Below are 21,463 nucleotides of genomic sequence, written 5' to 3' on the forward strand. Positions count from 1 at the left end.
GCAACCTCGGAGATTATGTGAGGGGTTCTCACGTTCGCTCCAGGACCGCCGTGACGCCCTGGCCGCCCGCGGCGCACACAGAGATCAGCCCGCGGACCGGCCCCTCCCGTTCCGACAGCAGTGTGGCCAGGGTCGCCACGATGCGGGCGCCGGTCGCCGCGAACGGGTGGCCGGTGGCCAGGGAGGATCCCGCCACATTCAGCCGGGCCCGGTCCACCGGCGCCAGCCCCCGCTTCTCCCAGGCCGCGAGCGTCGCCAGCACCTGCGAGGCGAACGCCTCGTGGATCTCGACGAGTGCGAAGTCCGCCAGGCCCAGACCGGCCCGCTCCAGCATGCGCGGCACGGCGTGCGCGGGCGCCATCAGCAGGCCGTCCGCACCGCCCGCCGCATCACCATGGACGAAGTCCACGGCCGCCGTCTCGTACGCCGTCAGCCAGGCCAGCGGCTCAAGGCCCCGCTGCCGCGCCCACTCCTCGGAGGCCAGCAGGACCAGGGCCGCGCCGTCGGTCAGCGGTGTCGAGTTGCCCGCGGTCATGGTCGGTTCGGGGCCGGCGAGCCCGAACACCGGCTTGAGGGCGGCCAGTTGCTCCACCGTGCAGCCGGGGCGCAGGTTCTGGTCGCGGGTCAGGCCCCGGAAGGGGACCACCAGGTCCTGGAAGAAGCCCCGTTCGTAGGCCGCCGCGAGCCGCTGGTGGCTGGTCGCGGCGAGTTCGTCCTGGGCCTCGCGGCCGATCCCCCAGGCCCGGCCCGTCACGGCCGCGTGCTCGCCCATCGACAGGCCGGTGCGGGGCTCGGCGTTGCGCGGGATCTCGGGGACGAGGTGCCCGGGCCGCAGCTTCGCGAGTGCCCTCAGCCGGCCGCCGGCCGTCTTCGCCCGCCGGGTCTCCAGCAGGATGCGGCGCAGCCGGTCGTCGAGGCCCAGCGGCGCGTCGCTCGCGGTGTCCGCGCCGCCCGCGACGGCCGCCTCCGTCTGGCCGAGGGCGATCTTGTTGGCGGCGGCGATGACGGCCTGGAGGCCGGTGCCGCAGGCCTGCTGGATGTCGTAGGCCGGGGTACGGGCGTCCAGTGCCGAGCCGAGGACCGTCTCGCGGGCCAGGTTGAAGTCCCGGCTGTGCTTGAGGACCGCGCCCGCCACGAACTCCCCGACCGCGCCGGGGCCGTCGAGCCCGTACCGCTCGACCAGGCCGTCCAGGGCGGCGGTGAGCATCTCCTGGTTCGAGGCGGTGGCGTAGGGGCCGTCGGCGCGGGCGAACGGAACGCGGCTGCCGCCGATCACCGCGACCCGTCGGCCCCGCGGCGGCTCAAGGGGACTCATCCCGATCTGCTCCTCCACCCCGACGGACCCACCTCGGATTACCTCCGGTAACCTTACTCCGGAGTAAGTCACCTGAGTACCGCGCCCCGTGGCACCGCACCGAACCCGTGGGAGTTGGAGACATGGCCGACCGCTATCTGAGCTTCACCGGCACCGCGCCCGGCCGCTTCCTGACCCGCCGGCTCGGGCTGCCCCAGCCGACGGCGCTGCGCCGCTTCTCGCCCCGGTCCCCGGCGCTCGACGGCGGCCTGCTGCACCTCACGGCCGGCACCTCCGCCCTCGGCCTCGCCCCCGTCCTGGCCCGCACCGGCCTGGCCGCCGGCGACGCGCGGCCCGCCGCGGTCGTCCTCGACGCCACCGGGGTGCGGGACGTCGACGCGCTCGCCGGCGTGCACGCCGTTCTGCACCCTGTCGTCCGGTCCGTCGCCGACAGCGGCCGGGTGCTGGTGCTGGGCGCACCGCTGGACCCGGCCGACCACCACCAGCACGCCGCCCAGCAGGCCCTGGAGGGCTTCACCCGGTCCCTGGGCAAGGAGATCGGCCGCGGCCGGACCGTCAATCTGCTGCGGCTCGGCGACGCGCCCGCCGCCGAGTCCACCCTCCGCTTCCTGCTCTCCCCCAGGTCCGCCTACGTCAGCGGCCAGGTGATCCACGTCGGCACGGGCGCGGTGGACGGGCCCGACGACTGGGACCGGCCGCTGGCCGGGCGCACCGCCCTGGTCACCGGCGCCGCCCGCGGGATCGGCGAGGCGGTCGCCGAGACGCTGGCCAGGGACGGGGCACACGTCGTCGTGCTGGACGTGCCCGCCGCCGAGGCCGACGCCCGCCGGGTCGCCGAGCGGATCGGCGGCAGGGCGCTGGCACTGGACATCACCGCCGCCGACGTCGGCGAGCGGATCGCCGCCGCGCTCCCCGACGGCCTGGACGTGCTCGTGCACAACGCGGGCATCACCCGGGACCGGCGGCTGGTCAACATGCCCGCCGAGCGGTGGGGTCCGGTGCTGGAGGTCAACCTGGGCAGCGTGCTGCGCACGACGGACGCGCTGCTCGCGGGCGGCACCCTGCGGGCCGGCGGGCGCATCGTGGCCACCGCCTCCATCGCCGGCCTCGCGGGCAACGCGGGCCAGACGAACTACGGCGCGGCCAAGGCGGGCATCGTGGGACTGGTGCATTCCCTCGCCCCGCGGGCCCTGGCCGACCACGGGGTCACCGTCAACGCGGTGGCACCCGGGTTCATCGAGACGCGGATGACCGCCGCGATCCCGCTGGTCATCCGGGAGGCGGGGCGGCGCATGAACTCGCTCGCCCAGGGCGGGCTGCCCGCCGATGTCGCCGAGACCACGGCCTGGCTCGCCCATCCGGCCTCCGGCGCGGTCAACGGGCAGATCGTACGGGTCTGCGGCCAGAGCCTGCTGGGGGCGTGATGTCCGTCGTCCTCCCGCAGCCGCCCGCGCTCGTCCCCCTGCTGGCCCGGGGCGCCCTGCTGTCACCGTTCAAACGGCCCCGCCCGGACGCGGACTTCCCGCGCGACCGGCTCGTGCTGCCCGCCCTGCGCGTCGACCTCGCGCACCTGGCGGCCTACGAGCGGGTGTGCGGCTTCCCGGCCGGCGCCGACGCCCTGCCCCTGACCTATCCGCATGTGCTGGGCTTCCCGCTGGCCATGCGGCTGATGAGCGACCGGGCCTTTCCGCTGCCGCTGCTCGGGCTCGTCCACACGTCGGTCGAACTGACCCGGCAGCGGGCGCTGCCTGTCATCGAGGAGTACGAACTCGCCGTCCGCGTCGAGGGGTTGGCGCCGCACCGGCGCGGCACGCAGGCGTCCGTGGCCACCGAACTGAGGGCCGGCGGCGAGATCGTGTGGGAGTCGCGGAGCGGCTATCTGGCGCGGCACCGGGCATCCGGCACCGCCGGGGCCGGGCGGCCGGAGCAGGCGCCGCTGCCCACGCGCGCACGGTGGCGGCTGGCCGGGGACGTCGGCCGTCGCTACGGCGCGGCCTCCGGCGACCGCAACCCCATCCACCTCCACCCGCTCACCGCCCGTCTGTTCGGCTTCCCCCGGGCCATCGCGCACGGCATGTGGACGGTGGCCCGCTGCCTCGCCGCGCACGGGACACCGCAGGCGGTCCGGGCACGGACGGAGTTCCGGGCGCCCGTGCCGCTGCCGGGGACGGTCATATACGCGGCCGAGGGCGGGCGGTTCGAACTGCGCGGCACGGACGGCCGGATCCATCTGACCGGCGCCGTCTATCCGGGCTGAGCCACCGGTTCGCCGGGTTCCCCGCGCGGCTCTTCGCGCTCTTCGTGCTCTGCGGGCTCTTCGCGCTCTGCGGGCTCTGCGGGCTCTTCGGGCGGCGTCCAGGGGCGGTCGGCCATGAGGTTGGCCAGGCCCGCCCACGCGAAGTTCATCAGGGTCGCCGCCGCCTGCCGGGCGGTGACGCCCGAGGTCGCGCCGGCCCAGGTGGCAAGCGACTCGGCCGCGCCCACCAGCGCCTCGGCGAGCCCCGCGACCTCGCGCTCGGGCAGATCCGGATTGCGGTGCGCCTCCCGGGCCGCGACCGCGATCAGCCGCGTCACGAACGCGACGATCTCCTCGCGCATCGCCGTGACCTCGGCCGCGAAGGTCACGCCATGGGTGCGGGCCTGGAGACGCAGCACGGACCAGGCGTCCGGATGCTCGCAGGTGTGCGCGAAGAACGCCCGCAGCCCGTCCCAGAGCTGACGGTCGGCCGGCAGCCCCGGCCGCACCCCGGAACGCACCGCGTCCGTCAGCGCCTTGGCCTCACGCCGGATGCACGCCGTGAACAGGTCTTCCTTCGAGTTCAGGTACAGATACACCAACGGCTTGGACACGCCTGCCAGTTCGGCGATCTCGTCCATCGACGCGGCCGTGTACCCGCGCCGGCCGAAGATCCGTACGGCGGCGTCGAGCATCTGCTGCTCCCGGACCGCCCGCGGCATCCGCTTGGTCTTCACGGCACCCATGGGGCCAGACTAGTTGGCCCCGGGCGCCCACTGAGGGATCAGGACGGCTGGCCCTGGGCGCGGGCGGTGTCGTCGGCCACGTCCTCCTGGCGGCGGTTCGCCTCCAGGTTGGCCTTCGCCCGGTCGACCTTGCGCACGATCTGGACGGAGGCGCGTTCCCGCTCCCGGCGCAGCACGACAAAGCTGATCGGCGCGGAGAGCACCATCGCGAGCAACAGCACCCACAGGAAGTTGGAGTCGCCGAAGCCGCGCGGGAAGGCACCGGAGTAGACAAGGCCCCAGACGACGAGGAGGCAGCCCGCGAAGATACCGAGGCGCATCAGCGTGTAGCGGAGCATCTCAATCCACTCTTCCGTTTCTGGCGGTCCCCCGCTCGACGGAGCCGGGGAAGGTCGGAACACCCCAAAGGGCATCATCCAGTGAAGCACGCCCGCCGTCCGGTCGTGGCGGCGGGTGCCGGGTGTCATACGAGCGACAGCAGCATCGTGATGTCGTCGCGGTCGTCCCCGTCGGCGACGCGGATCGCGCCGGGCACCCGGCCGACCTCCTTGTAGCCGCAGCCGCCGTAGAACCGTTCCAGGCCGAGGCCGCCGCGGCAGGTCAGCCGGATCGCGGTGATGCCGTCGAGGCCACGGGCGGCGTCCGCGGCGGCGGCCAGCAGGTCGCGGCCGTAGCCACGCCCCTGGTGCCTCGGGTGCACCATCACCGTGTACAGCCAGAGCCAGTGCCGCATCAGCCGGTGCGTGTTGAAGGTGAGGAACGCCGTCGCGGCGACCTCGCCGGCCGTGTCGTGCCCGACGAGCAGCCGGGCGCGGCCCTCGGCCATCGCCACGAGGTGCTTGACCAGTTCCGGACGTATCTCCTCGCGTGACACCGGTGGCACGAAGCCCACGGCGCCGCCGGCGTTGGAGACCTCGGTCCACAGATCGACGACGCCGTCCCGCAGGGCCGGGGTGATGGCCGGATCGAGCGTAAACGTAAGGGGCATGCCGCCATCGTATCTATTACCGGATGGCGGTCGTGCGGCTACCCCGCGAGCACGCGCGCGGCCACCTCCAGGTCCGCGACCAGCCCCGCGTACGCCTTGTCCCGGTCCGCCTCGTCCGCCCGCAGCACGGACGACGGATGCACCGTCGGCACCAGCCGCCGCGGCTGCCCGTGCACCTCCCGCTCCAGCAGCGTCCCGCGCACCTCGCCGACCCGGAAGGACGAGCCGAGCAGCGCCTTGCCCGCCGTCGCGCCCAGGACCACGATCAGCTCGGGTGCCACGACCGACAGCTCGGCCGCGAGCCACGGGGCGCACGCCACCGCCTCGCGCAGGCTCGGCGCCTTATGGATACGGCGCTTGCGGGGCTCGGCCCGGGTGAACTTGAAGTGTTTGACCGCGTTGGTGACGTACGTCTCACCTGGGTCGATGCCCACCTCCGCCAGCGCCCGGTCGAGCAGCTTTCCGGCCGGACCCACGAACGGCTTGCCCTGCCGGTCCTCCTGGTCGCCGGGCTGCTCGCCGACGAGCATCACGCGCGCGTCCGCGTTCCCGGCGCCGAACACCGTCTGCGTCGCATCCCGGTGCAGCGGGCAGCCGCGACAGCCGGCCGCCGCCTTGCGCAGGGCGGCGAGCCCGCCCCGGGCAGGCACGAAGGGCTCCGCCGTGTAGGCGTCCTCGGGGGCTTGCGTCGCAGCCACATGCGCCGGGTACCCGGCGCCGGACGCGGCTAACAACCGAGGCGGCCGGGGCCGGCACCCGGCCGCGGAGCGCGGCGGCCGGTCGCGCAGTTCCTCGTGCCTCGTGGGTGGGTCCTCTGGGCGGCTGTTGCCCGTCACCCGGTGACCTCGGGGTCTTCAGAGCCGCATCGGCTGGGGCGACTCACGGCGCAGCGGGTCCGGGCCCTCGTACTCCCGGATGATCTCGTAGCGCGTGTTGCGCTCCACCGGGCGGAAACCGGCGTCGCGGATGAGGTCCAGCAGGTCATCGCGGGTCAGCTTGTTCGGCGTGCCGAAGTCGTCCGCATCGTGGGTGATCTTGTACTCGACGACCGAGCCGTCCATGTCGTCGGCGCCGTGCTGGAGCGCGAGTTGGGCCGTGCGCACCCCGTGCATCACCCAGAACACCTTGACGTGCGGCACGTTGTCGAACAGCAGCCGGGACACCGCGAACGTCTTCAGCACCTCCGCGCCGGTCGCCATCTGCGTCCGGGCCTGGAGCCGGTTGCGGACCTTGCCGTCCTTCATGTCGACGAAGTCATGCTGGTAGCGCAGCGGGATGAAGACCTGGAAACCGCCCGTCTCGTCCTGGAGTTCACGCAGCCGCAGCACATGGTCGACCCGGTGCCGGGGCTCCTCGATATGGCCGTAGAGCATGGTGCACGGGGTCTTGAGCCCCTTCTCGTGCGCCAGTCGGTGGATGCGCGACCAGTCCTCCCAGTGGGTGCGGTGGTCGACGATGTGCTGCCGCACCTCCCAGTCGAAGATCTCCGCGCCGCCACCGGTCAGCGACTCCAGACCGGCGTCGATCAGCTCGTCGAGGATCTCGGAGGCGCCGAGCCCGGAGATGGTCTCGAAGTGGTGGATCTCCGTCGCCGTGAAGGCCTTCAGGGAGACCTCCGGCAGCGCCGCCTTCAACTCGCGCAGCGAACGCGGGTAGTAACGCCACGGCAGGTTCGGGTGCAGGCCGTTGACGATGTGCAGCTCGGTGAGATGGTCCGCCTCCATCGCCTTGGCCAGCTTGACGGCCTCCTCGATGCGCATCGTGTACGCGTCCTTCTCACCCGGCTTGCGCTGGAAGGAGCAGTAGGCGCAGGACGCGGTGCACACGTTCGTCATGTTGAGGTGCCGGTTGACGTTGAAGTGCACGACGTCGCCGTTCTTGCGGGTGCGCACCTCGTGGGCGAGACCGCCCAGCCACGCCAGGTCGTCCGACTCGTACAGCGCGATGCCGTCCTCGCGGGTGAGGCGAACGCCCGCCCGCACCTTCTCCTCCAGCTCGCGCTTGAGCCCGACGTCCATGTCCTTGACCTCTCTCTCGAAGACTCCGCCCACCGTACGCCCCGGCGGCTACACCTCCTCGGGCAGCTCACCCACCCGGTTCTCCCACTTGGTGGACAGCACTATGGTCGTACGGGTGCGTGAGACGCCCTTGGTCCCCGACAGCCGGCGGATGATCCGCTCCAGGCCGTCCACGTCCGTCGCCCGCACCTTGAGCATGAACGAGTCGTCGCCGGCGATGAACCAGCAGTCCTCGATCTCGGGCAGGTCCTTCAGCCTGCGGGCCACATCCTCGTGGTCGGCCGCGTCCGACAGGGAGATGCCGATCAGGGCCGTGACACCGAGGCCGAGGGAGGCCGCGTCCACGGTGGCCCGGTAACCGGTGATGACACCGGCCGCCTCCAACCGGTTGATGCGGTCGGTGACGCTCGGGCCCGACAGGCCGACGAGGCGCCCCAACTCCGCGTAGGAGGCCCGGCCGTTCTCTCTCAGGGCCTGGATGAGCTGCCTGTCCACCGCGTCCATGCGATCGAAGCCTTCCGCTGAGAAGATCCGCTGCGGGATCTGGGAGTTCCTGAAGTTGTACGAAGGGGTGAGCGCTGCCGGCGCCGCCTGATGCTCACTCGGGCCGGGCGCCACCGCCGAGTTCGCCCGCCCAGCGGCGGTAGAGCCGGTGCGGCACGCCCGCCGCGTCAAGGACCCGTCCGGCCACGAAGTCCACCAGGTCCTGGATGTGGGTGGCCCCCGCGTAGAAGGCGGGCGAGGCGGGCACCACGATCGCGCCCGCGTCGTCCAGGGCGACCAGATGGCGCAGCGTCTGGCCGTTCAGCGGGGTCTCGCGTACGGCCACGACCAGGGGGCGGCGCTCCTTGAGGGTCACGCTCGCCGCCCGCTGGAGCAGGTCCTTGGACAGCCCGAGCGCCACACCGGCCACACAGGCGGTGGAGGCGGGGACGATCAGCATGCCCCTGGTCCGGTACGACCCCGAGGACGGCCCGGCGGCCAGGTCCCCCGCGTTCCAGTACCGCACCCGCTCGATGTCCACGTCGAACGTCCCGGGCTTGCCGTCGGCTCCGCGCGACAGCCATTCCCGCAGGTCCTGCTGCCAGTGGCCGTCCCGGAAGGCGATCTGGGTCTCGTCGAGCAGCGTGAGCCGCGAGGCCCGGGACACGACGAGGTCGACCCGCTCGCCCGCGGCCAGCAGCGCCCGCAGCACGGCGGCCGCGTACGGGGTTCCGGAAGCTCCGGACACCCCCACGATCCAAGGCACGCGCTGCGTTTCTCCTGCGTTCACACCTTGAGCGTACCGGCGTGCCCCATCGTGTTCAGGACGGGGCGGCAGCCTGGGCACGGCCCCCGCAGGGGCGGGGAGCACATGACCTACTCGAAGGGGCGAAGGTGCTACACGGTCAGCCCCCGCATCAGCAGGTCGATCAGGGCGCAGACGAAGAGGCTGATGCCGATGAAACCGTTCGTCGAGAAGAAGGCGCGGTTGAGGCGGGAGAGGTCGTGGGGTCGGACGATCGTGTGTTCGTAGAGGAAGGCGCCCGCGACGATCACCAGGCCCAGCCAGAAGAACGCGCCCGCGCCGGTGACGATCGCGTACCAGACGAACAGCGCCGTCGTCACCGTGTGGCACACCCGCGCGCCCCAGATCGCCGCCGGGATGCCGAACCGGGCCGGCACCGACATGACACCGATCGCACGGTCGGTCTCCACGTCCTGGCAGGCGTAGATCAGGTCGAAGCCGCCGATCCAGATGCCGACCGCTAGCCCCAGGACGGCCGCGTTCCAGGACCACTCGCCGCTGATCGCGAGCCAGCCGCCCACCGGGCCCATCGCCTGGGCAAGACCCAGGATGGCCTGCGGGAAGTTCGTGAACCGCTTGCCGTACGGGTAGACCACCATCGGGATCACCGCGACGGGGGCGAGGGCCAGGCACAGCGGGTTCAGCAGGGCCGCCGAGCCGAGGAAGACCACCAACGCGATCAGCGCGCCGGTCCAGGCGTGCCGCACGGACATCGCGCCGGTCACCAGTTCGCGGTGCGCGGTGCGCGGGTTCCGCGCGTCGATCTCGCGGTCGATGATCCGGTTGACGGCCATCGCGAAGGTGCGCAGGCCCACCATGCAGACGGTGACCAGCAGCAGCCGGCCCCAGTGGATGTTCCGGTCCCACTCGTACATCGCCGTCAGCGACGCGATGTACGCGAAGGGCAGCGCGAAGACGGAGTGCTCGATCATCACCAGACGCAGGAACGCCCTGGTGCGTCCCGGCTGCGGAATCGCCGCGGAAGCGCTGCTCACCGGCGGTACTCCGGATCACCCCCGCGGCGGCGGGCAAGCCCCGTCCCCGCGCTGCCGCACACCACCATGTCGGTGCCCTTCACAGTCCGTACTCCTTCCAGCGGCGGTCCACGAGGGCCGCCGTATCGGGGTCCGACAGGACCATGTCCGGCCAGCCGCCGTCCCTCGTGTACCCCTCCTCGGGCCACTTCCGCGTCGCGTCGATGCCCGCCTTGCCGCCCCAGAACTGCTGATAGGAGGCGTGGTCGAGATGGTCGACGGGGCCCTCCACGACGGTCAGGTCGCGGGCGTAGTCCGTGTTGCCGAGGGCCCGCCAGGCGACCTCGTGCAGATCGTGCACGTCGCAGTCCGCGTCGACGACCACGATCAGCTTCGTCAGGGACATCATGTGCGCGCCCCAGATCGCGTGCATCACCTTCTGGGCGTGCTTCGGGTACTTCTTGTCGATCGACACGATCGCGCAGTTGTGGAAGCCGCCCGCCTCGGGCAGGTGGTAGTCCACGATGTCCGGCACGATGATCTTCAGCAGTGGCAGGAAGAAGCGCTCGGTCGCCCGGCCGAGGGGCCCGTCCTCCGTCGGGGGGCGGCCCACGACGATCGACTGGAGCAGTGGCCGTCTGCGCATCGTGACGCAGTCGATGGTGAGCGCCGGGAACGGCTCCTGGGGCGTGTAGAAGCCGGTGTGGTCGCCGAAGGGGCCCTCCGGCAGCATCTCGCCGGGCTCCAGCCACCCCTCCAGGACGACCTCCGCGGCCGCCGGCACCTGCAACGGCACGGTCTTGCAGTCGACCATCTCGATCCGCTTGCCGGCGATGAACCCGGCGAAGAGGTATTCGTCGATGTCACCGGGCAACGGGGCGGAGGACGCGTAGGTCACGGCGGGCGGACAGCCGAAGGCGATGGCGACCGGCAGCCGTTCGCCCCTGCGGGCGGCCACCTGGTAGTGGTTCCGGCTGTCCTTGTGGATCTGCCAGTGCATGCCGATGGTGCGCCGGTCGTGGCGCTGGAGGCGGTACAGGCCGAGGTTGCGGATCCCGGTCTCCGGGTCCTTGGTGTGGGTGAGCCCCAGATTGAAGAAGGAACCGCCGTCCTTGGGCCAGGTGAACAGCGCGGGCAGCGCGTGCAGATCGACGTCGTCGCCCTGGAGAACGACCTCCTGTACGGGCGCGTTGTCCGACTTGACCTTCTTCGGCGGTACATGGGTCATCGCGCCGAGCTTCCCGAACGCCTCGCGGACGCCGACGAAGCCGTGCGGCAACTCGGGGCGGAGCAGTCCGCCGATCCTGTCGGAGATCTCGCCGAACGACTTCAGGCCCAGGGACTTCAGCAGCCGCCGGTCGGTACCGAAGACGTTCATGGCCAGCGGCATGCTCGCTCCGCGCACGTTCTCGAAGAGCAGGGCCGGGCCGCCGGACTTCTGCACCCGGTCGACGATCTCCCCGACCTCCAGATGGGGATCGACCTCGGCCTTGATGCGCTTGAGGTCGCCCTCGCGCTCCAGAGCCCTGAGCAAGGAGCGAAGATCGTCGTAAGCCATGGGGTCCAGTATCCCCGAGCGGCTACCCTGACCCCGTCACGGGGGCCGGTGCGGAACCCCTCCATCGTTTTCAGAGGACTTCCTTCACATGCTCAGGCTGCTGATGTACCTGGTGCCGCTGGCACTGACGATCTTCGCGCTGATCGATTGCCTGAACACGCCCGAGGACGAGGCGCGGCACCTTCCCAAGATCGCCTGGGTCTTCGTCATCCTGCTCTTCTGGATCGTCGGCCCGATCGCCTGGCTGGCCGCGGGCAAGGTCCGTCAGCCGCCCGTGAGCGGCCGCACCCCGTCCGAGTGGCACCGCAACCACCGGTTCGAGCAGGTGGCCCCGGACGACAACCCCGAGTTCCTGAAGTCCCTCGCCGAGGAGAACAAGCGGGACGAGCGGCTCCTGAAGAACTGGGAGGCCGACCTGCGCCGCCGCGAGGAGGAACTCCGCCGCAAGGAGAACGGCGAGGAGCCCCAGGGCAACTGACCGACGCCGCTTGGACCCGGTTCAGCGCAGGCGGGTGGACGACAGGATGGACAGGAGGTGGGCCGGGACCATCACCCAGGTGATCACGGCCAGCGCGCCGAGCGCCCAGCGCGTGGGGTCGATCCCGCCGGTCACGGTGTCCGCGACGGCCGCGGCCAGCAGCACCAGCGACGCCTCGATGCCGTTCGTCACCCGGTGGATTTTGAACGCCGCCGCCAGCCGCCGCACGGTGGCCACGCCCTGGGAGCGGGGCCGGGTCGACTCGTCGTCGGCGACGCCGAGCCCGCGGCGGGCACGTGCCACGTCCACCAGGTCGGTGGACGCCTTCAGCAGGACGACGCCGAGCGCGGTGGCGATCCCGACCGACAGCCAGCCGCCGAAGCCGTTCTCGGCGGCCCGGAACCCGGCGCCCGCGAGCAGCGCGGCGTCCGCGAGATAGGCGCCCAGCCGGTCGACGTAGATGCCGGTGGCACTGTTCTGCCCCTTCCAGCGGGCGACCTCGCCGTCCACGCAGTCGAAGAGCAGGAAGAGCTGCATCAGGATCACCGCCGACACGGCCCCGGCCAGGCCGGGTATCAGCAGCGCGGCGCCCGCCGCGACCCCGCAGCCGACCATGGTCCAGGTCAGCTGGTCCGGTGTGATGCGCGTGCGCACCAACTGGCGGGTGAACCGCAGCGAGATCCGGCGCATGTACAGGCGCCCGGCCCAGTGCTCGCCGTTGCGGCTCGCCAGCTTGGCCTGCGGCTGGCAGACCTCTCGCAGCTCCTCCAGAACCGGAGCAGCAACCATGACCGTTCCTCCCACGGGGGCCCAACTGCCGCTCGTGCGGCGGCGATCGGGCCAGGGTACAGAGTGCGTTCGGGTCCGCTTCACCGAGGCGGCCCCGGGAGGTCGGGCATCGGTAACCCCGCTCCGCGGCCCGTCGGCGCCTCCGGCCCGCGGCCGGGCGAGATGCCGATACGGGCGGGCCCGGAGGGTGATTTCCGCACACTGGCCCGGAGTTGGCGGCGGAGGAGAGCGGACGCATGGACCGCACGGAGCACCCGGACCGGGAACGGGCCCGCGGCCGGCCACCGCCGTCGCCGAGGCCCGCACCGGCCTCGCCGAGGGCGGCATCCCGATCGCTGCCGCTCGCCACGGCCCCGACGGCACCCTCCTCGGCCGCGGCCGAGGCCGCCGCGTCCAGGACGACGACCCGTCGATGCGTGCGGAGACGGCCGCCTTCCGCGCCGCGGGCCGGCAGCGGACGTACCGGGGCACGACGATGGTCACCACCCTGCCGCCCCGCTGGTACTGCGGCAATCTGCTGCGCCGGTTCGGCATTTCGCGGGTGGTGACCGGCGAGGCCGTCACCTTCGACGGCGGGCACGACCGGCCGGCCGCGCACGGCGTGGAGATCCTGGTCCTGGACGACCCCGGGTGCGTCGCCCTGCTGCGCGGCTTCGTCCGGGACCGTCCGGCTCTGTGCAACGAGGACATCGGAGGCCGGACCTGACCCACGGCCGGGTCGGACGGTGGCCGGGCCGGAGCGCGGGCGCGCACCGCTCCGGGCGCGCACCGCTCCGGGCGGGCTGCGGTCCCCAGGGGGTGTTTCGAAAGTAGCGTCGTCCACTCGGAGGGCGGGGCCCGCGGCGTCTGGTGCGGTGCATCGCAAGGCGGAGGGTCGTCCGCGTACTGGGCGTACGCGGACGATCCCGACAACGCGGCGTGGGGGCACCTCCCGGCCGAAGGCTGGGGGAGTGCCGTGCCAGGCGTCGCGGGCCAGACGGGACTTTCGAAACACGCCCTAGGGGGCCGAGGCCACCTGTTCGATCAGTCGCTCGAAACGGGTCCGCCAGCGCGGCTCCGACTCCGCCCCGCCCCGGAACTCGTAGGTGAAGCGGAGCACGGTCCCGCCGGACCCGTCACGCTCCAGGTGGAACCTGAGCCGGCCGCCGCACTCCAGCGTGTACTCCGCGATCCGGTCCACGTCCCATGCGGTCACCCGCCCGGCCCCCAGCCCACGCAGGGTGACCGCGCCGCCGAGCCGGGGTTCGAGGACATCGGCGGGGGCCAGCCAGCCCGCGAGCCCGTCGGGCGTGGTCAGCGCGGGCCAGACGGCCTCCATGGGCCTCGGCAGGCGCACCAGGAAGTGCAGCAGGTGCGCGTTTTCGCGGGTCCGGCTGCCGGCCTGTTCGATGGATCCGGACATGCCACCAGCCTGGACCGCAGCGGTACGTTCCGCACCCGGGTCAGACGCCCGCGTACGAGTGCTTGCCGGTCACGAAGATGTTCACGCCGTAGTAGTTGAACAGCCAGCAGCCGAACGCGATCAGCGCGAGGTAGGCGGCCTTGCGGCCCTTCCAGCCTGCGGTGGCGCGGGCGTGCAGATAGCCGGCGTAGGCGACCCAGGTGATGAAGGACCAGGTCTCCTTGGGGTCCCAGTTCCAGTAACGGCCCCAGGCGTCGCCCGCCCAGATCGCGCCCGCGATGATCGTGAACGTCCACAGCGGGAAGACGGCCGCGTTGACCCGGTAGGCGAACTTGTCGAGCGAGGAGGAGGCGGGCAGCCGCTCCAGCACCGAGGTGGCGAACTTGCCGGGCCGGCCGCCGCTCTGGAGCTTGCTCTCGTACGAGTCCTTGAACAGGTAGAGGATCGTGGCGACCGCGCCGACGTAGAACACCGCACCGCAGAAGATCGCGGTGGAGACGTGGATGTACAGCCAGTACGAGTGCAGGGCGGGAACCAGCTGGTCGCTGGCGGTGTACAGGACGGTGACAGCGAGGCCGAGGTCGAGGAGCACCGTGGTGGTGAGGAACAGCCCCAGCCAGCGGACGTTCTTCTTCAGCGCCAGCAGCGTGAGGTACACACCGACGGCGACCGTGGAGAAGGTGATGTTGAACTCGTACATGTTGCCCCACGGCGCCCGCTCCACGGAGGCCGCGCGGGCGATGACCCCGCCCAGCTCCACCAGGAAGGCGAGCGCGGTGAGCGAGACGGCGATACGCCCGTAGAGGTCGCCCTGTTCGTCACCGCCGTGGGCGCCGGGGCCGTCCGGCACGTCCCGGGCGCCGGCCGCGGCCCGGACGACGACCTTGGGCCGCTCCAGCACGGTGGTACCGCCGGCGCTCTTCACGGTGACGGCGGGTGCGGCCGCCTTCTTGGGGACGTCGGAGGTCAGCGCGGCGGCCGTACGGCCGACCTTGCTGCGGCTGCCGAGCAGCCATTCCGCGATGTACGCGAAGAAGGCCAGCGTGTAGACGGCCATCGACGAGTAGATCAGGGTGTTGCTGACGCTCGCGAGATGTTCGTTGGTCGCGGCGGCGAGATCGATTGCGGCGGCGGAGGTCACTGCTTCTCAGCCCCTTCGGCGGGTACGGCCGGGGAGTCGGCGGATGGTGAGGGTTCGTCGTCGGGGTCGGGCGCCCCGGGCGCGCGGTCGTAGAGGGCACCGGCGAGGTCGCCCAGTTCCTCGGGGAGCTTGGCGGACTCGCTGCGGCCGAGGCCGGCCATCTCCACGACGGTGACGCCGTCGGGGCCGGGCACGGCGCGCACCCAGACGCGGCGGCGCTGGATGAACAGGGACGCGGCGAGGCCGAAGATCGCGGCGATGGCACCGCCGAGCGCCCAGCCGGCGCCCCTCTCCTGGACGATCTCGAAGCCGGCCCACTCCTTGATCTTCTTGTTGAAGGTGATCGAGCCGGCGCCGCCCGGGAGCTTCATGGTCTTCCCCGGCGTGAGCTGCTTCTTCAGCAGCTTGCCCTGGGAGTCCTTGAACTCCTTCATATGGCTCTTGTCGAGCTGGTACACGCTCTGCGGCAGCCCGGAGTCGACGCCCAGGTCGCCGTGGTAGGCGTTCAGCGCCAGCATCGGGCTGAGCAGCGCCGGGAACTGGGAGAGCATCGTGCTGCCCTTGCCGCCGTAGGTCGGCAGGAAGAAGGCCTGGAAGCCGAGCTGTTCGCTGACGCCCTGGGGGTTCTTGTAGCCGTCCATGACCTTGACCACACCGGAGGAGGTGACATTGCCGTCCAGCGGCAGAAGGGGGACCGCGTCGTGGAAGACGACCTTGCCGTTGCCGTCGCGGACGGTGATGACCGGCGCATAGCCGTGGCTGACGAGGTAGACCTTGGCGCCGTCGATCTCCAGCGGTTCGTTGACCTTGACGGTCGCCGGGGTCTCCTTGCCGTAGGCGCCCTTGCTGTAGGTGATCTTGGCCTGGTAGGTGCGGGGGGTGCCGCGGTTCGGGCCGGTCAGCTCGTAGGTGCCCTTGAAGTCCTTCAGGTCGAAGCTGAACGGCACCAGGTCGTCGTTGGTGAACAGGCTGCCGGACTTGAAGTCGTCGTACTGCAGGATCGAGTTGGCGAACCCGTCGCCCTCGACGACCAGCTTGGTGCCGTCCGACTTGTACAACTGGCCCGAGGCGAAGGCGACCAGCATCACGATCAGCGCGATGTGGAAGGCCAGGTTGCCCACTTCACGGAGGTAGCCCTTCTCGGCGGCGACCGCGTCCCCGGTGAGATGGGCGCGGAAGCGGCGCTTCTTCAGCAGCGCGAGCGCGACCTCGCGGACCTCATCGGGCTCGGCCGTCGTACGCCAGGTGGTGTAGGCGGGCAGCCGGGTCAGCCGCTTGGGCGCGCCCGGCGGACGGCTGCGCAACTGGCCCACGAACTGCCAGGTGCGGGGCACGATGCAGCCGATGAGGGAGACGAACAGCAGGATGTAGATCGCGGAGAACCACACCGAGCTGTAGACCTGGAACAGGCCGAGCTTGTCGTAGATCGGCGCGAGCGTCGAATGGGCCTTGCGGAAGTCGTCGACCTTGGTGACGTCGGCGCCGGTCTGCGGGATCAGCGAGCCGGGGATCGCGGCGAGCGACAGCAGCAGGAGCAGCAGCAGCGCGACCCGCATGGAGGTCAGCTGCCGCCAGAACCAGCGGGCCCAGCCGATGACACCGAGCGCGGGCATGCTCACCGGCTCTTCGCGCGGGGCGGTGGACAGTTGGGAACCGGCGTCCCCGAGCCCCTGCTCCTCCGCTGCGTCCGGGGAGTTGCCGGGCCCGGTCTTCGAAGTCGTGCTCATCGATCAGATCCCCACAGTGAAGCCGTTGGACCAGGTCTGCATCTCCTGCACCAGACGGTCCCAGGCACCGGTCAGCAGAAGGACACCGGTGACGATCATCATGCTGCCGCCGATGCGCATCACCCAGACATAGTGGCGCTTGACCCAGCCGAAGGCACCGAGGGCCTTGCGGAAGGCCAGGGCGGCGAGCACGAACGGCACACCGAGCCCGACGCAGTAGGCGACCGTCAGCAGGGCGCCACGGCCGGCGCTGGCCTGGTTCATGGCCAGTCCCTGCACGGAGGCCAGCGTCGGGCCGATGCAGGGCGTCCAGCCGATCCCGAACAGCGCGCCGAGCAGCGGCGCCCCGATCAGTCCGGTGCTCGGCCGCCGGTGGAAGCGGAACTCACGCTGGGTGAGCCAGGGCATCAGCCCCATGAAGAACACACCCATGACGACCATGAGCACGCCCAGCACCTTGGTCAGGACGTCCTGGTGGTCCAGCAGGGTCGAGCCGAAGTAGCCGAAGAGGGCACCGCCGGAGACGAACACGACGGTGAAGCCGAGGACGAACAGGGAGGCGCCCGTGACCATCCGCCCGCGCCGGGCGTCCGCCAGATCGGTGCCGGCGACTCCGGTGACATAGGAGAGATAGCCGGGGACGAGCGGCAGGACGCACGGGGAGAAGAAGGAGACGAGACCGCCGACGACCGCGATCGGCAGCGCGATGAGCAGGGCGCCGCTGAAGACGGTCTCGTTGCGGCCCGTCGCCTCGGCGAGCGTCAGGAGTGCACTCACGTCACTTCTCCGCGAGAACCGGTTTGATCATCTTGACCAGGTTCTCCTCGCTGAGGGCCTGGAGGGCGCGCGCGGCGATCTTCCCGTCCCGGTCGATGACGAGCGTGGAGGGGATCAGCTGCGGATTGAGGGTGCCCTTCTTGAACCGGAGCATGAGCTTGCCCGTCGGGTCGTACAGGCTGGGGTAGGTGATCCCCTGTTCCTTCTCGAAGGCGACTGCGGGGGTGGTGCTGGAGTCCCGGGTGTTGATGCCGACGAACTGGACGCCCTTGTCGGTGTACTCCTTGGAGACCTTGGCGAAGTACTGGCCCTCGGCGCGGCACGGCCCGCACCACGAGCCCCACACATTGACGACGACGATCTTGCCCTTGTAGTCGGCGATGTCGAGCGTCCTGCCGTCGATCGTCTTCCCGGACAGGTCGGGCGCCGTGGCACGCGAGCCCTTCGCGGCCGTGTCGATGCCGTTGTTCCCGGTGACGAAGTTGGTGTTGCCGCCGCCCCCGGAAATACCGCCGGAGCCGCACGCGGACAGGGTCAGGGCCGCCGCGGCGGCCACGGCGCTGAACAGGACGGCGCGGCTGCGGGTACTCATGTGAAAAGTTTCGCATGCCCGTTCCGGGGATCTTGCGCACCCCCCTTGCGGGCGTAAACCCCCATTTCAGGCGGCGTTCGCGGGGGTCTCGGCGCCCTCGGAGAGAAACGTCTTCCAGCCGCCGGCCGGGCGCTGTCCGACGTCCAGCGTGCGGAGCCTGTCGAGTGTCTCCGGGCGCTGTGCGTCGAGCCAGTCGACGAACTGCCGGAAGGAGACCAGCCGGACGTCGGCGCCCTTGTCCCGCTCCCGTGCGATGTGCTCGAACGCCTCCTGGACGGCGTCCATGTAGATGCCGCCGTTCCACTGCTCGAAGTGGTTGCCTATGAAGAAAGGCGCCCTATTTGTCTCATATGTCCGCTGGAATCCCGCTATGTAGGCCTGCGCCGACTGCCGTCGCCAGCCCGGGTAGTTGTAGGCCGGCGCCTTGGTCGAGTTGACCGACTGGTTGGCGAGCATGTTGTAGTCCATGGACAGGACCTCGAAGGAACGCCCCGGGAACGGTATCTGCTGCAACGGCAGGTCCCATACGCCGAGCTTCTTCCGCGGCCACACCTGACGGCCGCCGGGCGAGGAGGCGTCATAGCGCCAGCCCAGCTCGCGGGCGGTCGGCAGCAGGTTGTCCTGGCCGAGCAGGCAGGGCGTACGGCCGCCGACGAGTTCCTTGTCGTAGTCGAAGGGCAGCGCGGGCAGGTCGCTCCAGCCGCTGTTGGTCCGCCACTGCTTCACGAACGACGTGGCCTGCTCGATCTCGCTGCGCCACTGCTGCGGGGTCCAGTTGCCGACGGTGCCGTAGCCGGAGCAGAAGTGCCCGTTGAAGTGGGTGCCGATCTCATGGCCCTCCAGCCAGGCACGGCGGACGTTCTTCAGCGTGGCCTTGATGTGCTCGTCGGTGAGGTAGCCGATGTCGGAGGCGCCACGCGGGTTGTTCGGCGGGTCGTACAGGCGCTTCTTCGACTCGGGCAGCAGATACAGCCCGGAGAGGAAGAAGGTCATGCTCGCGCCGTGCTCCTTGGCCAGGTCGAGAAAGCGCGGGAACAGGCCGTTGCCGACCTCGCCCGCCCCGTCCCAGGAGAAGACCACGAACTGCGGCGGCTCCTGGCCGGGTTCCAGCGGCTCGGGCGGGCGGGGCTGGTGCGGCTGCTTGCCGGTGAAGGCCGTGGAGCCGTCGCCGATGGGCCGCGCGGCCGGGGCATCGCCCTTGCCGCTCCCGTGCGTCCTGTCCTTCCCGCCCCGGTCCTTCCCGCTCCCTCCGGAACCGGAACCGTGCCCGCCGCCGTCAGATGCCCTGAGAGTGCCACAGCCCGCGAGCCCGGCGGCCGTGGCGGCCGCGCCGACACCGAGTACTCCCCTGCGGGAGAAGGTGCGCATGAATTCCCCGATTCGTCACGTCCTACTGCTGGTCACTCCCTCAGAGGGCACGACGAACAAGGAGGTTCCAATCATTCACCCATATTTACTGCCCAACCCCCCAAATGTGCCGCATGCCACATCGTGGCGGGCCGGGGGCCCCTCCGAGCGGGCGCCATCGGTGGCACCCCTGGGCGGGCGCCACGGACGAGCACCCCAGGCGAGGCAGGGTACCCAGGCGAAGCCACCGGACCCTCAGGCGGGACCACCGGGCCCTCTGACGGGACCACCGAATCCTTAGGCGGAGCCATTGGTCTCCAGACGGAGCCACCGAATCTCCAGGCGAAGCCGCCGGGCCCTCTGCCAGAGCCACCGGACCCCCAGGCGCAGCCACCGGATCCCCAGGCGGGGGCACACGCCCAGGCAAGGCCGGGTGCCGGGACGGGACCGCCGGGCCCCAGGCGGAGCCACCGGTCTCCAGGCGGGACCGCCGGGTTCTCTGACGGAGCCACCAGGCCCTCTGACGGGACCACCGGATCCTTAGGCGGGAGCACCGGATCCCCAGGCGGGACTGCCGGGCCCCCAGGCGCAGCCACCGGACCCCCAGGCGGGGGCACACGCCCAGGCGAGGCCGGGTGCCGGGGCGGGACTGGGTGCCGAGGGCGGACTCAGGTGCCGTGGGCGGGGCCGGACGCCGAGGCGGAACCGGGTGCCGAAGGCGGATCCCCGCGCCGAAGGCCGAACCGCGCGGCGGGGCGGAGCCGGGGGGCGACGCTCCGCGCCCGGCGCCCGTGCGGTGGTGCGCGGCGCGCGCCCCGCCGGCCCCTCGTCCGCGGTTCAGGCTCCGCAGGCGTGTCGGCACACGGCTCCGCGGCCCCGCGGGCCCGCGGGCCTGTACACACTCAGGCCCCACAGCCCGCAGACGCGTCACCGCTCCAGTGCCGCAAACCCCTGGCGGCCCACGCTCAGGCCCCGCACCCCGCAGACGCGGCGACACTCAAGCCCCGCAGGCCGCAGGCACGTCGACACTCAGCCCCACAGCCCGCAGACGCGTCACCGCTCAGGTGCCGCACCCCCCTGAGGGCCCACGCTCAGGCCCCCACAGGCCGCAGGCACGTCGACACTCAGCCCCCGCACCCCGCAGGCGCGGCGGCACTCAGGTGCTGCACACCCCTGGGGCCCACGCTCAGGCCCCCGCAGCCCGGAGGCCGTAGGCGCGGCGGCGCTCAGGTTGCACGCGTGTGTCGACGGTCAGGCCCCGCAAACCCCGGGGGCTGAGGCGCCGCAGGCACCCGCTGAAGCGCCGCAGGCACCCGCTCAGGCGCCGTAGGCCTTGCTCTTTCCCTTTGTCGGTTTGGCGCCGGCGAGGAGGTGGGGCGGGACGAGGTCGCGCGCGGGCTCGGTGTAGCCGACCGAGACGATCCGGTCGCCCCGGTAGGTGAACGTCGTCAGCGAGGCGAGCGTGCACTGCCGCTTGCGCGGGTCGTGCCACAGCCGCCGCCCTTCGACGTACGACCGCACGATCCAGATCGGCAGCTGATGGCTGACCAGCACCGCCTCGTGCCCGCGCGCCCGGTCCCGGGCGGCGTCCAGCGCGCCCTTCATCCGGACCACCTGGTCGATGTACGGCTCACCCCAGGACGGTCTGAACGGGTTGACGAGGTGCTTCCAGTTGCCCGGCCTGCGCAGCGCCCCGTCGCCCACCCCGAACGTCTTGCCCTGGAAGGCGTTCGCGGCCTCGATGAGCCGTTCGTCGGTGTCGAGGCCGAGCCCGTGCGTCTTGGCGATCGGGGTCGCGGTCTCCTGCGCCCGCTCCAGCGGGGAGGCCGCGACGTAGGTCACATCGCGGGACGAAAGGTGCTCGGCGACCCGGTCGGCCATCCGCCGCCCGAGGTCGGACAGGTGGTAGCCGGGCATCCGCCCGTAGAGGACCCCGTCCGGGTTGGCGACCTCGCCGTGCCGCATCAGATGGACGACCGTGATGTCCTTGCCGGTGCTCATTAGAGGACCATCCCTTCTGCAGCCCTCACGGGTAGGGTTGTGACCTCTCGGTCCCGGTGGGTGCACGGCCAGTGGTGCGAGCCGTT

The 21,463-nt window shown here is 71.4% G+C and carries 22 protein-coding genes; 4 read left to right on the forward strand and 18 right to left on the reverse strand.

Translation table 11 applies throughout. The features are described from left to right. Nucleotides 1-28: 28 nt before the first annotated feature. Nucleotides 29-1,315 carry an acetyl-CoA C-acetyltransferase gene (locus ABT245_RS25420; protein WP_351737282.1) on the reverse strand — a complete coding sequence of 429 codons (1,287 nt, stop codon included), beginning with the start codon at nucleotides 1,313-1,315 and terminating at the stop codon, nucleotides 29-31. 122 nt (nucleotides 1,316-1,437) lie between these two features. Between ABT245_RS25420 and ABT245_RS25425 the strand changes: the two genes are divergently transcribed. Both ABT245_RS25425 and ABT245_RS25430 read left to right on the forward strand, forming a co-directional pair. Next, nucleotides 1,438-2,739 carry a 3-oxoacyl-ACP reductase gene (locus ABT245_RS25425; protein WP_351737284.1) on the forward strand — a complete coding sequence of 434 codons (1,302 nt, stop codon included), beginning with the start codon at nucleotides 1,438-1,440 and terminating at the stop codon, nucleotides 2,737-2,739. Continuing rightward, entirely contained in the window at nucleotides 2,739-3,572 is an 834-nt protein-coding gene (locus ABT245_RS25430) for a MaoC family dehydratase (protein ID WP_351737286.1), read from the forward strand. The genes ABT245_RS25425 and ABT245_RS25430 overlap by 1 nt, the downstream gene beginning before the upstream one ends. On the opposite strand, the gene ABT245_RS25435 is transcribed toward ABT245_RS25430, so the two are convergent. The 9 genes from ABT245_RS25435 to ABT245_RS25475 form a co-directional block, all read right to left on the reverse strand. Beyond that, entirely contained in the window at nucleotides 3,560-4,297 is a 738-nt protein-coding gene (locus tag ABT245_RS25435) for a TetR/AcrR family transcriptional regulator (RefSeq protein ID WP_351737288.1), read from the reverse strand. The genes ABT245_RS25430 and ABT245_RS25435 overlap by 13 nt on opposite strands. Nucleotides 4,298-4,335: 38 nt before the next feature. After that, nucleotides 4,336-4,635: a DUF4229 domain-containing protein gene (locus ABT245_RS25440; protein WP_351737290.1), complete on the reverse strand. Its 300-nt coding sequence runs from the start codon at nucleotides 4,633-4,635 to the stop codon at nucleotides 4,336-4,338. A 125-nt stretch (nucleotides 4,636-4,760) separates the two neighbouring features. Continuing rightward, a complete protein-coding gene (locus ABT245_RS25445; protein WP_351737292.1) occupies nucleotides 4,761-5,285 on the reverse strand; it encodes a GNAT family N-acetyltransferase in 525 nt (174 codons plus the stop codon). 38 nt (nucleotides 5,286-5,323) lie between these two features. Then, a complete protein-coding gene (locus tag ABT245_RS25450; RefSeq protein WP_351737294.1) occupies nucleotides 5,324-5,983 on the reverse strand; it encodes a UdgX family uracil-DNA binding protein in 660 nt (219 codons plus the stop codon). 156 nt (nucleotides 5,984-6,139) lie between these two features. Next, complete coding sequence (gene mqnE, locus ABT245_RS25455; protein ID WP_351737296.1) at nucleotides 6,140-7,303, reverse strand: aminofutalosine synthase MqnE; 1,164 nt, start codon at nucleotides 7,301-7,303, stop codon at nucleotides 6,140-6,142. A gap of 48 nt (nucleotides 7,304-7,351) precedes the next feature. Continuing rightward, nucleotides 7,352-7,807, reverse strand: a complete 456-nt coding sequence (locus tag ABT245_RS25460) for an Lrp/AsnC family transcriptional regulator (RefSeq protein WP_351737298.1) — start codon at nucleotides 7,805-7,807, stop codon at nucleotides 7,352-7,354. 94 nt (nucleotides 7,808-7,901) lie between these two features. Then, entirely contained in the window at nucleotides 7,902-8,576 is a 675-nt protein-coding gene (locus ABT245_RS25465) for a UbiX family flavin prenyltransferase (RefSeq protein ID WP_351737300.1), read from the reverse strand. Nucleotides 8,577-8,683: 107 nt separating this feature from the next. Continuing rightward, entirely contained in the window at nucleotides 8,684-9,586 is a 903-nt protein-coding gene (gene mqnP / locus ABT245_RS25470) for a menaquinone biosynthesis prenyltransferase MqnP (RefSeq protein ID WP_351737302.1), read from the reverse strand. A gap of 79 nt (nucleotides 9,587-9,665) precedes the next feature. Beyond that, nucleotides 9,666-11,123 carry a menaquinone biosynthesis decarboxylase gene (locus ABT245_RS25475; protein WP_351737304.1) on the reverse strand — a complete coding sequence of 486 codons (1,458 nt, stop codon included), beginning with the start codon at nucleotides 11,121-11,123 and terminating at the stop codon, nucleotides 9,666-9,668. 88 nt (nucleotides 11,124-11,211) lie between these two features. Here ABT245_RS25475 and ABT245_RS25480 point away from each other — a divergent pair, with 88 nt between their 5' ends. Continuing rightward, complete coding sequence (locus ABT245_RS25480; RefSeq protein WP_351737306.1) at nucleotides 11,212-11,601, forward strand: PLD nuclease N-terminal domain-containing protein; 390 nt, start codon at nucleotides 11,212-11,214, stop codon at nucleotides 11,599-11,601. Between the two features lie 21 nt (nucleotides 11,602-11,622). Here the strand turns inward: ABT245_RS25480 and ABT245_RS25485 are convergent, their stop codons facing one another. Beyond that, on the reverse strand, nucleotides 11,623-12,390 hold the full coding sequence (locus ABT245_RS25485; RefSeq protein ID WP_351737308.1) for a CDP-alcohol phosphatidyltransferase family protein: 768 nt from the start codon (nucleotides 12,388-12,390) through the stop codon (nucleotides 11,623-11,625). Nucleotides 12,391-12,580: 190 nt separating this feature from the next. On the opposite strand from ABT245_RS25485, the gene ABT245_RS25490 reads away from it, so the two are divergent. After that, complete coding sequence (locus ABT245_RS25490; RefSeq protein ID WP_502982191.1) at nucleotides 12,581-13,096, forward strand: nucleoside deaminase; 516 nt, start codon at nucleotides 12,581-12,583, stop codon at nucleotides 13,094-13,096. Nucleotides 13,097-13,387: 291 nt separating this feature from the next. Here the strand turns inward: ABT245_RS25490 and ABT245_RS25495 are convergent, their stop codons facing one another. The 7 genes from ABT245_RS25495 to ABT245_RS25525 all read right to left on the reverse strand — a co-directional run bounded on the left by ABT245_RS25495 (nucleotide 13,388) and on the right by ABT245_RS25525 (nucleotide 21,377). Beyond that, complete coding sequence (locus tag ABT245_RS25495; RefSeq protein WP_351737312.1) at nucleotides 13,388-13,792, reverse strand: SRPBCC domain-containing protein; 405 nt, start codon at nucleotides 13,790-13,792, stop codon at nucleotides 13,388-13,390. A 40-nt stretch (nucleotides 13,793-13,832) separates the two neighbouring features. Next, nucleotides 13,833-14,933, reverse strand: coding sequence for a c-type cytochrome biogenesis protein CcsB (ccsB, locus tag ABT245_RS25500; RefSeq protein ID WP_351737314.1), 1,101 nt, complete (start codon nucleotides 14,931-14,933; stop codon nucleotides 13,833-13,835). After that, entirely contained in the window at nucleotides 14,930-16,660 is a 1,731-nt protein-coding gene (resB, locus tag ABT245_RS25505; protein WP_351737316.1) for a cytochrome c biogenesis protein ResB, read from the reverse strand. The genes ccsB and resB overlap by 4 nt, the downstream gene beginning before the upstream one ends. 3 nt (nucleotides 16,661-16,663) lie before the next feature. Then, nucleotides 16,664-17,437 carry a cytochrome c biogenesis CcdA family protein gene (locus ABT245_RS25510; RefSeq protein WP_351737318.1) on the reverse strand — a complete coding sequence of 258 codons (774 nt, stop codon included), beginning with the start codon at nucleotides 17,435-17,437 and terminating at the stop codon, nucleotides 16,664-16,666. Nucleotide 17,438: 1 nt separating this feature from the next. Further along, nucleotides 17,439-18,029, reverse strand: coding sequence for a TlpA family protein disulfide reductase (locus ABT245_RS25515; RefSeq protein ID WP_351737320.1), 591 nt, complete (start codon nucleotides 18,027-18,029; stop codon nucleotides 17,439-17,441). 66 nt (nucleotides 18,030-18,095) lie between these two features. After that, complete coding sequence (locus ABT245_RS25520) at nucleotides 18,096-19,397, reverse strand: polysaccharide deacetylase family protein (protein ID WP_351737322.1); 1,302 nt, start codon at nucleotides 19,395-19,397, stop codon at nucleotides 18,096-18,098. A gap of 1,296 nt (nucleotides 19,398-20,693) precedes the next feature. After that, nucleotides 20,694-21,377: a histidine phosphatase family protein gene (locus ABT245_RS25525; protein ID WP_351737324.1), complete on the reverse strand. Its 684-nt coding sequence runs from the start codon at nucleotides 21,375-21,377 to the stop codon at nucleotides 20,694-20,696. Between the last annotated feature and the right edge of the window lie 86 nt (nucleotides 21,378-21,463).

This window comes from Streptomyces sp. NPDC001508, assembly GCF_040298665.1.
Classification (GTDB): Bacteria; Actinomycetota; Actinomycetes; order Streptomycetales; family Streptomycetaceae; genus Streptomyces.

Bases quoted from the DNA above. Each gene is read 5' to 3' on its own strand.
- ABT245_RS25485 (WP_351737308.1), bottom strand. From the start codon at position 12,390: ATGGTTGCTGCTCCGGTTCTGGAGGAGCTGCGAGAGGTCTGCCAGCCG.
- ABT245_RS25425 (WP_351737284.1), top strand. From the start codon at position 1,438: ATGGCCGACCGCTATCTGAGCTTCACCGGCACCGCGCCCGGCCGCTTC.
- ABT245_RS25525 (WP_351737324.1), bottom strand. From the start codon at position 21,377: ATGAGCACCGGCAAGGACATCACGGTCGTCCATCTGATGCGGCACGGC.
- ABT245_RS25460 (WP_351737298.1), bottom strand. From the start codon at position 7,807: ATGGACGCGGTGGACAGGCAGCTCATCCAGGCCCTGAGAGAGAACGGC.
- ABT245_RS25495 (WP_351737312.1), bottom strand. From the start codon at position 13,792: ATGTCCGGATCCATCGAACAGGCCGGCAGCCGGACCCGCGAAAACGCG.
- ABT245_RS25440 (WP_351737290.1), bottom strand. From the start codon at position 4,635: ATGCTCCGCTACACGCTGATGCGCCTCGGTATCTTCGCGGGCTGCCTC.
- ABT245_RS25435 (WP_351737288.1), bottom strand. From the start codon at position 4,297: ATGGGTGCCGTGAAGACCAAGCGGATGCCGCGGGCGGTCCGGGAGCAG.
- ABT245_RS25480 (WP_351737306.1), top strand. From the start codon at position 11,212: ATGCTCAGGCTGCTGATGTACCTGGTGCCGCTGGCACTGACGATCTTC.
- ABT245_RS25445 (WP_351737292.1), bottom strand. From the start codon at position 5,285: ATGCCCCTTACGTTTACGCTCGATCCGGCCATCACCCCGGCCCTGCGG.
- ABT245_RS25515 (WP_351737320.1), bottom strand. From the start codon at position 18,029: ATGAGTACCCGCAGCCGCGCCGTCCTGTTCAGCGCCGTGGCCGCCGCG.
- ABT245_RS25420 (WP_351737282.1), bottom strand. From the start codon at position 1,315: ATGAGTCCCCTTGAGCCGCCGCGGGGCCGACGGGTCGCGGTGATCGGC.
- ABT245_RS25475 (WP_351737304.1), bottom strand. From the start codon at position 11,123: ATGGCTTACGACGATCTTCGCTCCTTGCTCAGGGCTCTGGAGCGCGAG.
- mqnE (WP_351737296.1), bottom strand. From the start codon at position 7,303: ATGGACGTCGGGCTCAAGCGCGAGCTGGAGGAGAAGGTGCGGGCGGGC.
- ABT245_RS25430 (WP_351737286.1), top strand. From the start codon at position 2,739: ATGTCCGTCGTCCTCCCGCAGCCGCCCGCGCTCGTCCCCCTGCTGGCC.
- ABT245_RS25520 (WP_351737322.1), bottom strand. From the start codon at position 19,397: ATGCGCACCTTCTCCCGCAGGGGAGTACTCGGTGTCGGCGCGGCCGCC.
- resB (WP_351737316.1), bottom strand. From the start codon at position 16,660: ATGAGCACGACTTCGAAGACCGGGCCCGGCAACTCCCCGGACGCAGCG.